Source organism: Rhizobium sp. BE258 (assembly GCF_031457345.1).
GTDB lineage: Bacteria > Pseudomonadota > Alphaproteobacteria > Rhizobiales > Rhizobiaceae > Rhizobium.
The window spans coordinates 1,021,227-1,034,396 of the sequence record NZ_JAVDWL010000002.1; the positions used below are offsets into that span (position 1 = coordinate 1,021,227).

The following is a 13,170-nucleotide window of genomic DNA, read 5'->3' on the forward strand; positions in this document are numbered from 1 at the left end:
AAGCATTGAAACAAAGAACCCGCCGGAGCGATCCGGCGGGTTTTTCTTTGCCACGATTTTTTGAAGAAGCGTTATTCCCAACCGACCATGCGCTGATAGAGCGCGAAAACCGGATCGGCGACCGGCGGCTCTTCGTGGCGCGCTTCGATCTCGGGAAGATCGGCGGGCACCCTGCCCTGCGGACGCTGCTCCTGCTGAGCGGCCGATTGCTGCTCCTCGCCAGACTGCGCATCCTGCTCTTCTTCGCCCGTACCGCCGTCATAGTCGCTGCGATGCATCTGGCCATCGCGGCGTTCGGCGCCATCCTTGGCGAATTGATAGGGCTGAGCGATATAGCCGACGCCGTCGGGTGAGCGCAGCAGACCGGATTTCTGAACCATCTCGGCAAGATCGGCCGGTAGGATCTGCGGCTGGGCGACGATCTCTTTCTGCTGGCGGGCGAGCTGGGCCGGATCGGCTGCGGGCGCTGCGCGTGCCGCTTCCGCCGGTGCCGCTTTGGTGTTCGCCATCTGGTCCGGACCATCCATCGCTTCGCGCATTTCATCACTCGCCGGCTGATCGAGCGCTGCTTCGATATCCTCAGGTGCGTCCGCCAGGGCCTCGAGAAGCGTTGCGGTCTCCTGTTCGTTGACGATGGCGACCAGCAGTTCGGATGCTTCCTCGGTGATCGACGCGAGAACAGCAGGCCAGATCTTCGGAATATCGGGTTCGGCGCGCTCCCTGGCGAGCGGCGCGTGTGGCGCTTCGGCTTCCTCAAGCACCTGCGGCGCATCAGGCGCCATCGCTTCCGTTTCCGGTTGCTCCGGGTCTTCCGATACGGCAGCCTGCGCCAATTCGTTGACGGCCAGCGGCTCTTCGGCAATCTCTTCGATCACGCCGAGCGGCAGATCGGAAAAACCGGCAAGTGGAGAAGGCGGGGTCGCAGATGCTGCCGGTCTGGCTTGCGCCTGCGGCTGCGCTTCATGCGCTGCATCGGCCCCTGATTTCGGAGCTGGCAGAACGCTGTCTTCGTGCAGTGCTATGTCAGGTCGTGGTTCCGTCCGAAGCGGTGAAGCATCGTTCTGGCGATACGAACGAACGACCGCGCGGGCAACCAGATCGCGATCCTTGTAGCGGACGGTCTCCAGATAGGCGACGACGCGGGCGGCTTCCGGCCCTGCAGGATTCTTCAGTGCTTCGGCGATCAAGCGCAGCGGCAGCGTGTGGCCATCGGCGGCGAGCTGCGTTTCGATCTCGTTGATGCGGGTTGCAGGCAGCTTCTGGATGACATCGGCAAGGCGGGACGCGAAGGCAAGATTGGTTTCGCCATCCTGACGCGGCAGCGGCAGGGCCTCGGATGCTGCATTGATGGCATCGAGCAGCGCGTCGAACATGCGTTCGCGGGCTGCCGCCAAGAGGAGGTTAAGCTTTCCGGCAATTGCCGAATTCAGATCGGAGCCTTCGATCGCTTGAACGGGCGCCGGGGCAACGATCGACCGGGTAAGTCCGCTGGCGACAATCGCCGCAGCCTGTCCGTTGGAAGAAAGACTCGTATTTGACGCTGCACGAACCGGAGTCAACATGGCATGCTCCTACTTTCGCAAGTGACAATCGAAGCAGATCACACGAGGGTCGCGCTCATCGGACCCCTCGCATTCTTCCGCAGATCCTCCCGTCCGCATGGCGCGTCATCGCACCGACGAATGCTTAAAAATTGATGATGATTCTACCGAATGGCCGTTAATGAAAAACTAACGGCCGGACAGGATGCCAATCCTGCCCGGCCGCCTCATGGCTCTCAAATATCGCGTTGCTCAACTATGAGCGAAAATATCGGTCTCTTCCCAGCCAAGGAGATCAAGCTTGGCGCGGGTGGGCAGGAACGCGAAGCAGGCGGTGGCATGGTCGAATCGGCCATCGCGCAGCAGGCGTTCGGTCAGCTTGTCGCGCAGCGCATGGAGATGGAGCACGTCGGAGGCGGCATATTCGAGCTGGGCCTGCGAGAGCGTTGCCGCCGCCCAATCCGAGGATTGCTGCGCCTTGGAAATATCGACCTCCAGCATCTCTTTCAGATTGTCCTTCAGGCCGTGGCGATCCGTATAGGTGCGCGACAGGCGCGAGGCGATCTTAGTGCAGAAGACAGGTGTCGTGGTCACGCCGAAGGTGTGGAACAACACGGCGATATCGAAGCGGCCATAGTGGAAGATCTTCTGGCGGGCCGGATCGGCCAGCATCATCGTCAGGTTCGGCGCTTCCTTCTGGCCGGAGGCGATACGGATGACATCGGCCGTGCCGTCACCCGGCGACAGCTGGACGACGCACAGGCGGTCACGGCGCGGAACGAGACCCAGCGTCTCGGTATCGATCGCGATTGCGCCCTTGTAGCGCGCGGCATCCGCCGCGGAGATATCGCCTTCATGATAACGGATGGTGGCGGCCATGGCTCTTCTTTTACCTCGCGTGTTTCTTCCGGCGCTATAGCGCAAAGGCGCTGGCGGCGATACGGTTTTCGGCCTCAGAAGGTCGGCGGCGTATTGATCCAGAGCAATACCGTCTCGCCATCATGGCGATTGCGCCAGGAATGATAGCGGCGGCTTTCGAAATAAAGCGAGTCTCCGGGGCCCAGATCGAAGAACTGGTCGGAATCCAGTACCAGTTCCAGCCGTCCAGAGAGCACATGCATGAATTCCTCGCCCTCGTGCCGGTAGGCGCCTTCGCTGGTAGCGCCGGGCGCCAGCACGAAACGATGGCAGTCCATCATCCGCCGCCCTTCGGCCAGCAGCTGCACGGTCACGCCCGGTGTGGTTTCCGGCCAGGTGCGCCATTCGCCGGAGCGGACGACCGCCGTGGCATCATCGGCTTCTTCGCCCGAGAGGCGCGAAACGGTGGTGCCATAATATTCGGCGAGATCATGCAGGGTCTTGAAGCTGACGCCCTGCGACGTGCGCTCCAGCGTCGATAGCGTCGATGACGTGATGCCCATCTCGCCAGCGACCTGATCCAGCGTCTTGCCGGCGGCATGGCGAAGGCTGCGGAGCCGGCGGCCGATATCGGACGCGCCGCCTGCCTCGCCGTTGTCGCCGGAGGGTTCCTCGCCTTCCAGTGCCTCGCGGATCGCCGCCGGATTGAGGCCACGCTCGACACGATACCAGGAGATCTTCTTCAACCGCGCGACGTCATCGGCGCTGTATTGCCGGTGACCGGTCTCCGAACGATCCGGCACAAGCAGGCCCTGGCTTTCCCAAAGCCGTACGGTGGAGGCGGAAATTCCCGCCAGCCGCGCTGCCTCGGCGACCTTGTAGCGCACCGGCCCGTTATTGTTCATTCGCCAATAAATCCCTGATTCCATGGTGCTTTATGCATCCTGCCGCGACAGAATCTCTGGTCGTGAGCATCCATCAAAAGGCGTGATGTTTGAAGCAAAAAATGCCGCTTGATTTCTTGCAGGAAAAATGTAGGACTTTTCTACATATCTTGCAGAACTTATGCAAGATAATTTCCAATCCCTTTGAGCGCAGGAGCGCATAGATGAACGCGACCACCCTTACGGACCGGAAGAATGCCGCAATTTCCCGCGGCGTCGGCATGACGACACAGATCTACGCCGACCGCGCAGAGAATGCCGAAATCTGGGACAAGGAGGGCCGCCGCTACATCGATTTCGCTGCTGGTATCGCCGTTCTGAACACCGGCCACCGCCATCCGCGCGTCATCGCTGCCGTCAAGGACCAGCTCGACCATTTCACCCACACCTGCCACCAGGTCGTGCCCTACGAAACCTATGTGCATCTTGCCGAACGTCTGAACGAGCTGGCGCCCGGCAACTTCGCCAAGAAGACGATCTTCGTCACCACGGGTGCGGAAGCCGTAGAGAATGCCGTGAAGATCGCCCGCGCCGCGACCGGCCGTTCCGCCGTCATCGCCTTCGGCGGCGGCTTCCATGGCCGTACCTTCATGGGCATGGCCCTGACCGGCAAGGTCGTGCCTTACAAGGTCGGCTTCGGCGCAATGCCTGGCGATGTCTTCCACGTGCCCTTCCCGGTCGAGCTGCATGGCGTCAGCGCCGAGCAGTCGCTCGCAGCCTTGAAAAAGCTGTTTGCTGCCGATGTCGATCCGCAGCGTGTTGCCGCCATCATCATTGAGCCGGTGCAGGGCGAAGGCGGCTTCTATGCGGCACCTGCCGCCTTCCTGAAGGCGCTGCGCGAGCTTTGCGACCAGCACGGCATCCTGCTGATTGCCGACGAAGTGCAGACCGGCTTTGCCCGTACCGGCAAGATGTTTGCGATGGATCATCATGAGGTCGCCCCCGACCTGATGACCATGGCGAAGAGCCTCGCCGGCGGTTTCCCGCTCGCCGCCGTCACCGGCCGCGCCGAGGTCATGGATGCGCCCGGCCCCGGCGGCCTCGGCGGCACCTATGGCGGCAATCCGCTCGGCATAGCCGCTGCGCATGCCGTACTTGACGTCATCAAGGACGAAGACCTCTGCAACCGCGCCAACCAGCTCGGCGGCCGCCTGAAGCAGCGTCTGGAATCGTTGCGCGACAAGGCGCCGGAAATTGTCGATATCCGCGGCCCGGGCTTCATGAACGCTGTCGAATTCAACGACAAGACCACCAAGCTGCCGAGCGCCGAATTCGCCAACAAGGTGCGCCTGATCGCTCTGGAGAAAGGACTCATTCTTTTGACCTGCGGCGTGCACGGAAACGTCATCCGCTTCCTTGCCCCGATCACCATTCAGGACAATATCTTCGGCGAAGCGCTCGATATCCTCGAAGCCTCCATTCTTGAAGCAAGCGCGGGCAAGTAACCGCCTTCGGAGTAAATGACATGGCATTCACGACCGCACTGACCAAACACGTCCCTTTCTCCTCTCCGTTCCTGCGCGACACCGGCTACATCAACGGCGAATGGACGAAGGGCGGTGCAACGAAAACCTTCGACGTCCTGAACCCGGCCAGCGGCGAAGTTCTTGCCTCGCTCCCTGATATGGGCGCTGCAGACACCCGCAAGGCGATTGACGCAGCCTATGCAGCCCAGCCCGCCTGGGCGGCAAAACCCGCCAAGGACCGCAGCGCCATCCTGCGCAAGTGGTTCGACCTGATGGTCGCCAATGCCGACGAGCTGGCGGCGATCCTGACGGCCGAAATGGGCAAGCCATTTGCAGAAGCGCGCGGCGAGATCCTTTACGCCGCCGCCTACATCGAATGGTATGCGGAAGAGGCCAAGCGCATCTACGGCGAGACCATTCCGGCACCGTCGAATGACAAGCGGATGATCGTCATCAAGCAGCCGGTCGGCGTCGTCGGCACGATCACGCCCTGGAACTTTCCGGCAGCGATGATCACCCGCAAGATCGCGCCGGCGCTTGCCGTTGGCTGCACCGTCGTTTCGAAGCCGGCCGAGCAGACGCCGCTGTCGGCCATCGCGCTTGCGGTTCTCGCCGAACAGGCCGGTGTTCCCGCCGGTGTCTTCAACGTCATCGTCGGCGAAGACGGCCCTGGTATCGGCAAGGAACTCTGCGGCAACGACAAGGTACGCAAGATCAGCTTCACCGGCTCGACCGAAGTCGGCCGCATCCTGATGCGCCAGTGCTCCGATCAGATCAAGAAAGTCAGCCTCGAGCTCGGCGGCAACGCACCCTTCATCGTCTTTGACGATGCGGATCTCGATGCCGCCGTCGAAGGTGCGATCGCTTCGAAGTATCGCAATGCCGGCCAGACCTGTGTCTGCGCCAACCGCCTCTACGTGCAGTCTGGCGTTTACGATGCCTTCGCGGCCAAGCTGGCCGCCAAGGTTGAAGCCATGTCTGTTGGCGACGGCTTCACATCGGGCGTCACCATCGGCCCGCTGATCGACGAGCAGGGTCTTGCCAAGGTCGAGGACCATGTCAGCGACGCGGTCTCCAAGGGTGCCAAGGTGCTGACCGGCGGCAAGCGTATCGAAGGTGCCGGTACCTTCTTCACGCCGACCGTACTCACGGGCGTTGCCAAGGGCATGAAGGTCGCCAGGGAAGAGACCTTCGGCCCCGTCGCGCCGCTCTTCCGCTTTGACACCGTCGAAGAAGTGATCCAGCAGGCCAATGACACCGAGTTCGGCCTCGCCGCCTATTTCTTCGCGGGCGATCTGAAGAAGGTCTGGAAGGTTGCGGAAGCGCTCGAATACGGCATGGTTGGGATCAATACCGGCCTGATGTCGACGGAAACCGCGCCCTTCGGCGGTATCAAGCAATCCGGCAACGGCCGCGAAGGCTCGCGCCATGGCGCCGATGATTACCTCGAGATGAAATATCTCTGCATCGGCAATCTCTAAAATCGAAAGGGTGCCTCCGGGCGCCCTTTTCATTTCGGCATTCAATAATGCGGCGGCCTTGTCACCGCCGGCGCTTCCAGCGATTGCTCTTCGAGCGACAGGAAGCGTTCCGTCAAGCGGTCCAGCTTCGCCCGGGTCTGTTCGACCACCTTCCATTGCTCGGCAAGCTGATCCGAAAGCTCTTCGATGGTCTTTGCCTGATGGGCCAAGGCTTCTTCAAGCTGGGTAATGCGGCTGATGTCTTCGGCCATCGTTGTTCTCCACCGGTTTGCTGCTCTTCCAAAACCTATAGCGGCGGCTGCGTCAATGGGGCGCCCAGCATCGATTCCTAAAGTGAACTCATTGGTTACTAATGGGCCTTGCCGTGTCTTTGATCGTGGAGTAGGCCCTAACCCATCAGGGAGGAAATCTTATGGATTCACGAAACGGCTTTCTTCACCAGGACCGGCTTTTTCCGGCCGATCCGGCAACCCGCAGCATCGCGCGCGACCTCTACGAGACGGTCACCGGTCTGCCGATCGTCAGCCCGCATGGGCATACCGAGCCCTCGTGGTTCGCTGACGACAAACCATTTGAAGATGCCGCATCGCTGCTCGTCATCCCCGACCATTATCTGTTCCGCATGCTGCACAGCACCGGCACCAAGCTCGATGAGCTCGGTGTTCCCCGGCTTGACGGCAAGCCTGTCGCCAAGGGCCGTGACATCTGGCGCGCTTTCGCTGCCAAATATCAGCTCTTCCGCGGCACGCCGTCCAGCCTCTGGGTCGATCATGCGATGTCTGCCGTGCTCGGCTGTACCGAACCGCTGACGCCTGAGAATGCCGACACGCTCTACGATCATATCAACGAGCAACTTGCCAAGCCCGAGTTCCGCCCGCGTGCGCTGCATCAGCGCTTCGGCATCGAAACGATCGCCACGACAGAAGGCGCGCTGGACCCTCTGGTGCATCACCAGAAAATGCAGAAGGATGGCTGGATCGGTAAGGTTCGTACGACATACCGCCCTGATAGCGTTACAGATCCTGACGCCGTCGGCTTCCGCGACAATCTCATCAAGTTCGGTGAGATCGCCGGCTCTGACGTCACCAAATGGGACGGGATGATCGACGCGCATCGCAAGCGCCGCGCCTATTTCCGCCAGTTCGGCGCCACAGCGACCGACCACGGCGTACCGACCGCATTCACCGCCGACCTCTCGGCCACCGAGCGGCAGGCGCTTCTCGACAAGGCATTGAAGGGTCCACTTTCGGCTGCCGATGCCGAGCTGTTCCGTGGTCAGATGATGACCGAGATGGCCGGGCTTTCGGCCGAAGACGGAATGGTCATGCAGATCCACGCGGGCTCGCGCCGCAACACCGACAGCGGTCTGTTTGCGACCCGCGGTCCGAACATGGGCGCCGATATTCCGACCCGGACTGACTGGATCGGCGGGCTCAATGCGTTGCTGTTCAAGTACGGCCATTCGCAGGGCCTTCGCATCCTGCTCTTCACGCTCGACGAGACGACCTATTCGCGCGAGCTGGCGCCGATGGCCGGACATTGGGAATGCCTGATGATTGGCCCACCCTGGTGGTTCCACGACAGCCCGAATGGCATCCGCCGCTATCTCGACCAGGTCGTCGAGACCGCCGGCTTTGCAAATCTTGCCGGCTTCAACGACGATACCCGCGCCTTGCTCTCGATCCCCGCCCGCCACGACGTCTGGCGCCGCGAGGTTTGCGGCTTCCTGGCGCAGCTTGCCGCCGAGCACCGGATCTCCAGGAAAGATGCGGCAATCGTCGCGCGCGAACTCTCCTATGACAACGCGAAGAAGGCCTACAAGCTGTGAGCAATCGACTGAAGGACCTGAACGGCCTGGCGCCGACCGCAAAGCTTCCCGCCTATGACCGCAGCGCGCTGAAGGCGGGCATCCTGCATCTCGGCCCCGGCGCCTTCTTCCGTGCCCATTTCGCGCCGTTTACGGATGCGGCGCTGGCCGCTGACGGCGGCGACTGGGGCATCGAGGTGGCGAGCCTGCGCACGCCTGACGTTGCCGATAATCTCAACGCCCAGAACGGCCTCTACACCGTGTTGATCCGTGATACGTCGGGCACCACGGCCGAGGTGATCGGTCCGATCCTGAAGGCGCATGTGGCTCCGCGCGATCCGTCGCTGCTCTTGTCGCGTCTCGAAGACCCGGCGATCGGCATCGTCAGCCTGACGGTGACGGAAAAGGCCTATGGCCTCGACGTGCGTACCGGCGGACTTGATCTGACGCATCCGGATGTTGCCGCCGATCTTGCCGACCGCCACGCGCCGCGCGGCGTCGTCGGCTATCTGGTCGAAGGCCTTGCCCGCCGCCGCGCCAAGGGTATCGCCCCCTTCACGCCGCTCAGCTGCGATAATCTGCCGAGCAACGGCGCGGTGCTGAAGCGCCTCGTCCTCGATTTCGCCGGCCGTGTCGATCCGGAGCTTCGCACCTGGATCGAAACCAATGTGCCCTTCCCCTCGACCATGGTCGACCGCATCACGCCCGCCAGCACCGACGCCACCTATGCGGATGCCGAGCGGCTGACAGGACGGCAAGATCTTGCAGCAATCGAGACCGAGCCCTTCACCCAATGGGTGATCGAAGACCATTTCGCCAACGGCCGCCCTGCATGGGACAAGGTCGGCGTGCTGATGGTCGATGAGGTCTCGGCCTATGAAAAGATGAAGCTGCGCATGCTCAACGGTGCGCATTCGCTGCTCGCCTATCTCGGCTACATAGGCGGCTATGAATATATCCGCGACGTCATGGACGACGAAGGATTGGCGGCTCTTGCCCGGCGTCAGATGAATGCCGCTGCCGAGACGCTCGATCCGGTTCCGGGCATCGATCTCGACCACTATGCCGACGAACTGATAGCCCGCTTTGCAAACAAGGCGATCGCCCACCGCACCTACCAGATCGCCATGGACGGCACGCAGAAGCTGCCGCAGCGCCTGCTGGAGCCGGCAACCGAAGCACTGGCCCACGGCAGCAAGGCCGAGACCTACGCCATCGCCGTCGCAGCCTGGATGCGCTATGCCATCGGCGTCGACCGCAACGGCAAGGCCTACGAGCTGCGTGATCCGCGAGCGGAAGAGATTGCGACGCTGCTCGCCGACGTGCCGCGCAACGGCAGCGCCGTTTCGGCGGCTCTGTTCAAGTTGCCGGGGCTGTTCCCGAAGGCGTTGACGGACAATGTCATCTGGACCGAAGACGTGGCGAACAAGCTGGATATCCTGATCCAGGATAACAGGTTGCCGTTGTTCTGAGGTGATCTCGGAAAAGAGGGCACCAACCTCTCCCTCCTCACCCCTGTGCTTGTTACAGGGATCCAGCCGGCCCAAGGCCTTGGGCCGGAAAGACTCTTCGTCTAACTGACAGATTCATTCACCGCGCGGACGCGCAGTGGCTAGATTCCTGTGACGTCCCGTGGGCGCAGCCCTAAGGGCACAGGAATGAGGGAAGCATTCGCGGCACCCGTGGTCTCCCAAGGGAACAGCCTACCCCTTCACCCGCGTCATCTCGGGATCATACAACGGCTTCAGCGACACCGAGCACGGCACCCGCTCGCGCGCAACATCGAGCTCGTACTTGCCTGACAGCACAAAATCCTCCGTCACACCGTCAACGTTGCGGACGTAGCCGTAGCCAATCGCCTTTCCGAGCGTGTAGCCGAACCCGCCGCTCGAGAGCCAGCCGACGCGCTTTCCATCGCGGTAGATGGTTTCGCGGCCGAGCAGGACGATATCAGGATCATCCGGCATGAAGCAGACCAGCATCTTCTTGACGCCACCTGTCAATTGACGCTCCACGGCATCGCGGCCGCGGAAGGGAGTGTTCTTTTTCGTCTTCACCGCCCAGGCAAGGCCAGCCTCGACGGGCGTATGGTCAGGACCGATATCCGATCCCCAGGCGCGATAGCCCTTTTCCAGGCGGCAGCTTTCGATGGCGCGGTAGCCGGCGTTGACGAGACCGAGGCCGTTTCCGGCGGCCATCAGCGCGTCATAGACCGTCGTTGCGTATTCGACCGGCACGTGCAGCTCGTAACCGAGCTCGCCGACATAGGTGATGCGCAGCGCCCTGACCGGGCAGCCTGCGATGCCGACGGTCTTGACGCGGCCGAAGGGGAAGGCAGCGTGCGAGACATCCGATGAGGTGACCTTCTCCAGCACGGCGCGGGCATTCGGCCCCATCAGCGACAGAACCGAATAGGCGGAGGTGACATCGACCAGCTCGGCCTGCATTCCCTCAGGAATATTGCGGGCTATCCAGTCGAAGTCGTGAGTCGCAAATCCCGTGCCGGTGACGATGTAATATTCGTTCTCGGCGATGCGGGCGACTGTGAGATCGCATTCGATACCGCCCTTGTCGTTCAGCATCTGGGTATAGACAAGCGAGCCGACAGGCTTTGCCACGTCGTTCGAAGCGATCCAGCCGAGCGCTGCTTCGGCATCGCAGCCCTTCAGCACGAACTTGGCGAAGGAGGTCTGGTCGAAGATGACGGCTGCCTCGCGCACTGCCTTGTGCTCGCGGCCAACGGCGTCGAACCAGTTCTGCCTGTTGTAGCTGTAGATATCCTTAGGCTCCTCGTTGGCGAAGAGATCGGCAAACCAGTTCGGCCGCTCCCAGCCGAGCTTCTCGCCGAAGCAGGCGCCCTGCGCCTTCAGCCGATCATAGAGCGGCGACTTGCGGCAGGGGCGACCGCTCGAATGTTCTTCGAAGGGGAAGGCCAGCGTATAATGCTTGCCGTAGGCCTCCAGCGTGCGGGTGCGGACCCAGTCGGTGTCGAAATGCGGACGGCCGAAGCGGCGGATATCGACCGGCCAGAGATCGTAGGGCGGCTCGCCCTTCGCTACCCATTCGGCCAGTGCCATGCCGGCACCGCCGCCCGACGCGATACCGAAGGCGTTGAAACCCGCTCCGACAAAGAAGTTCTTCAGTTCCGGCGCTTCGCCGAGGATGAAGTTTCCGTCAGGCGTGAAGCTCTCCGGACCGTTCAACAGCTGCTTGACGCCGGCGGTTTCGAGAGCGGGAACGCGGGCCAGTGCCTGTTCCATGATCTGCTCAAAGTGATCGTAATTGCTGTCGAGCAGCGTGTAGTGGAAGCCGTCGGGAATGCCGCCAGTTGCCCAGGGGATCGGGTTCGGCTCGTAGCCGCCCATGACGAGGCCACCGACCTCTTCCTTGTAATAGGTCAGGCGATCGGGATCGCGGAGTGTCGGCAGGTTCGAGGGTACGCCGAAGGATTCGGTGATCAGATATTGATGCTCAACGGAGACGAGCGGCACGTTGACGCCGAAGCGCGCGGCGAAGGCGCGGGTCCACTGGCCGGCGCAGACGACGACGCGCTCGCATTCGATGCGGCCATTGGCGGTGATGACGGCGCGGATACGTCCCTTGTCGATCTCGAGGTCGATGACTTCGGTGTCTTCGAAGATCGAAACACCAGCCATGCGGGCGCCACGGGCAAGCGCTTGAGTGATATCCGAAGGGTTAGCCTGACCATCGGTCGGCAGAAAGGCCGCGCCGACAAGGTCATCTGTTGTCATCAGCGGCCAGAGATCGAAAGCCTCCTGCGGCGTCAGCAGATGCATTTCGAGGCCGAAGGACTGCGCCGTGGTCGCCTGGCGCTTCACCTCGGTCCAACGCTCCTCGTTGCAGGCGAGCCTCAAGCCACCATTCATCTTCCAGCCGGTGCCGAGCCCGGTTTCCGCTTCAAGCTTCTTGTAGAGATCGACGGAGTAGCCGAGCAGCTGGGTGATGTTGGCGCTGGTGCGCAGCTGGCCGACGAGGCCGGCAGCGTGGAAGGTCGTGCCCGATGTCAGCTTCTTGCGCTCGAGCAGCACGGTATCGGTCCAGCCGAGCTTGCCGAGGTGATAGGCCGTCGAGCAGCCGATGATACCGCCGCCGATGACCACGGCCTTCGCCGTCTTCGGTAATTCCTTCGTCATTCTACTGATCCTGTTCAAATGCCTTGTAGGCGCGCTCGGAGCGGGCGAGATTTTCGGCGGTATAGGCGGCGTAATCGAAATCGATGGTCGAATGGATCTCGGAGACCATGCTCCAGAGCGTCTCGCGCAGCAGAGAGGCGCATTTCATCGCGCTGTAGCGGCGCCAGAGATCGGGGGTCAGCGGCTTTTCGAAATAGCTTTCAAGCATCGTCCGTTCGGCGGCTTCCGGGAGCTCGTTGTTCGAGGCAAGGCCGCCGAGATCGAAGAGCGGCGTGTTGAAGCCGGCATAGTCCCAGTCGATCAACCAAAGCCGTTTGCCGTCATCGAGGAAATTCGCGGCCAGCAGATCGTTGTGCCCGAAGCCGATTTCGAAGGGGCCGGCCGCAGCTTCCAGACGCTCGGCCTTTTCAAGCAAGCCGGGTAGAAGCGGTGCGTAGGCGCTACCTGCTGCGGCAAGATTAGCCGCATAATCCCGGATCACGTGGAAGACCCAGAAGATCATCGCCTGGCCGCGGAAGTGGCGAGCGATGTCGCCGTGGCAGGCCCGGACCAGCGGCAGCGTCCGCAGCAAGGTTGCTTCATCCTGCAGATCAGCCGCAGACAGCGCCCGCGATTCGATGAAGTCCAGAACGAGGATACCGGGCGCATGATGGATGACGGCGGGCGAAAGACCGGCGGCATGGGCAGCGATGCTGGCGGCGAGCTCATTCTGGCGGTTGATGTGATGAACCGGGATATCATCACCCAGCCGCACGACACGCCGCGTGCTGCGATCCCTGACGAGGTAGTTGCGGTTGGTGATGCCGCCGGTGATAGGTTCGATCTCGACCGGCCCGTGCCAGATGCCGAGTGCATGAATCCTATCTTCAGGCGTCACGCTTGTCCCCCTCGCGGCCCATTTTCAAAATGATGGGCCAGA

10 protein-coding genes are annotated in these 13,170 nt (G+C 62.0%); 4 read left to right on the forward strand and 6 right to left on the reverse strand.

Going from position 1 to position 13,170, the window contains the following annotated elements; all coding sequences use genetic code 11:
• Positions 1-71 precede the first annotated feature (71 nt).
• The 3 genes from J2X43_RS10380 to J2X43_RS10390 all read right to left on the reverse strand — a co-directional run bounded on the left by J2X43_RS10380 (position 72) and on the right by J2X43_RS10390 (position 3,304).
• Complete coding sequence (locus J2X43_RS10380) at positions 72-1,562, reverse strand: hypothetical protein (protein ID WP_310293697.1); 1,491 nt, start codon at positions 1,560-1,562, stop codon at positions 72-74.
• A gap of 231 nt (positions 1,563-1,793) precedes the next feature.
• A complete protein-coding gene (locus J2X43_RS10385; protein WP_310293699.1) occupies positions 1,794-2,420 on the reverse strand; it encodes a ribonuclease D in 627 nt (208 codons plus the stop codon).
• A 74-nt stretch (positions 2,421-2,494) separates the two neighbouring features.
• Entirely contained in the window at positions 2,495-3,304 is an 810-nt protein-coding gene (locus tag J2X43_RS10390; protein ID WP_310293701.1) for a MerR family transcriptional regulator, read from the reverse strand.
• A gap of 203 nt (positions 3,305-3,507) precedes the next feature.
• Here J2X43_RS10390 and J2X43_RS10395 point away from each other — a divergent pair, with 203 nt between their 5' ends.
• Positions 3,508-4,788: a 4-aminobutyrate--2-oxoglutarate transaminase gene (locus J2X43_RS10395; RefSeq protein ID WP_310293703.1), complete on the forward strand. Its 1,281-nt coding sequence runs from the start codon at positions 3,508-3,510 to the stop codon at positions 4,786-4,788.
• A 20-nt stretch (positions 4,789-4,808) separates the two neighbouring features.
• On the forward strand, positions 4,809-6,290 hold the full coding sequence (locus tag J2X43_RS10400; RefSeq protein WP_310293706.1) for an NAD-dependent succinate-semialdehyde dehydrogenase: 1,482 nt from the start codon (positions 4,809-4,811) through the stop codon (positions 6,288-6,290).
• A gap of 41 nt (positions 6,291-6,331) precedes the next feature.
• Here J2X43_RS10400 and J2X43_RS10405 read toward each other — a convergent pair whose 3' ends face one another.
• Positions 6,332-6,541: a SlyX family protein gene (locus tag J2X43_RS10405; RefSeq protein WP_112514309.1), complete on the reverse strand. Its 210-nt coding sequence runs from the start codon at positions 6,539-6,541 to the stop codon at positions 6,332-6,334.
• A 161-nt stretch (positions 6,542-6,702) separates the two neighbouring features.
• Between J2X43_RS10405 and uxaC the strand changes: the two genes are divergently transcribed.
• A complete protein-coding gene (uxaC, locus tag J2X43_RS10410) occupies positions 6,703-8,118 on the forward strand; it encodes a glucuronate isomerase (RefSeq protein WP_310293709.1) in 1,416 nt (471 codons plus the stop codon).
• Entirely contained in the window at positions 8,115-9,569 is a 1,455-nt protein-coding gene (locus J2X43_RS10415) for a mannitol dehydrogenase family protein (protein ID WP_310293710.1), read from the forward strand. The genes uxaC and J2X43_RS10415 overlap by 4 nt, the downstream gene beginning before the upstream one ends.
• Before the next feature lie 231 nt (positions 9,570-9,800).
• On the opposite strand, the gene J2X43_RS10420 is transcribed toward J2X43_RS10415, so the two are convergent.
• Together J2X43_RS10420 and J2X43_RS10425 are read right to left on the reverse strand one after the other, a co-directional pair.
• A complete protein-coding gene (locus J2X43_RS10420; protein WP_310293712.1) occupies positions 9,801-12,251 on the reverse strand; it encodes an FAD-dependent oxidoreductase in 2,451 nt (816 codons plus the stop codon).
• A 1-nt stretch (position 12,252) separates the two neighbouring features.
• Positions 12,253-13,128 carry a phosphotransferase gene (locus tag J2X43_RS10425; RefSeq protein WP_310293715.1) on the reverse strand — a complete coding sequence of 292 codons (876 nt, stop codon included), beginning with the start codon at positions 13,126-13,128 and terminating at the stop codon, positions 12,253-12,255.
• Positions 13,129-13,170 lie beyond the last annotated feature (42 nt).

What these genes read in the sequence shown, in the direction of transcription:
- J2X43_RS10380 (WP_310293697.1), bottom strand. Translation starts at nt 1,562, where the DNA reads ATGTTGACTCCGGTTCGTGCAGCGTCAAATACGAGTCTTTCTTCCAAC.
- J2X43_RS10385 (WP_310293699.1), bottom strand. Translation starts at nt 2,420, where the DNA reads ATGGCCGCCACCATCCGTTATCATGAAGGCGATATCTCCGCGGCGGAT.
- J2X43_RS10390 (WP_310293701.1), bottom strand. Translation starts at nt 3,304, where the DNA reads ATGAACAATAACGGGCCGGTGCGCTACAAGGTCGCCGAGGCAGCGCGG.
- J2X43_RS10395 (WP_310293703.1), top strand. Translation starts at nt 3,508, where the DNA reads ATGAACGCGACCACCCTTACGGACCGGAAGAATGCCGCAATTTCCCGC.
- J2X43_RS10400 (WP_310293706.1), top strand. Translation starts at nt 4,809, where the DNA reads ATGGCATTCACGACCGCACTGACCAAACACGTCCCTTTCTCCTCTCCG.
- J2X43_RS10405 (WP_112514309.1), bottom strand. Translation starts at nt 6,541, where the DNA reads ATGGCCGAAGACATCAGCCGCATTACCCAGCTTGAAGAAGCCTTGGCC.
- uxaC (WP_310293709.1), top strand. Translation starts at nt 6,703, where the DNA reads ATGGATTCACGAAACGGCTTTCTTCACCAGGACCGGCTTTTTCCGGCC.
- J2X43_RS10420 (WP_310293712.1), bottom strand. Translation starts at nt 12,251, where the DNA reads ATGACGAAGGAATTACCGAAGACGGCGAAGGCCGTGGTCATCGGCGGC.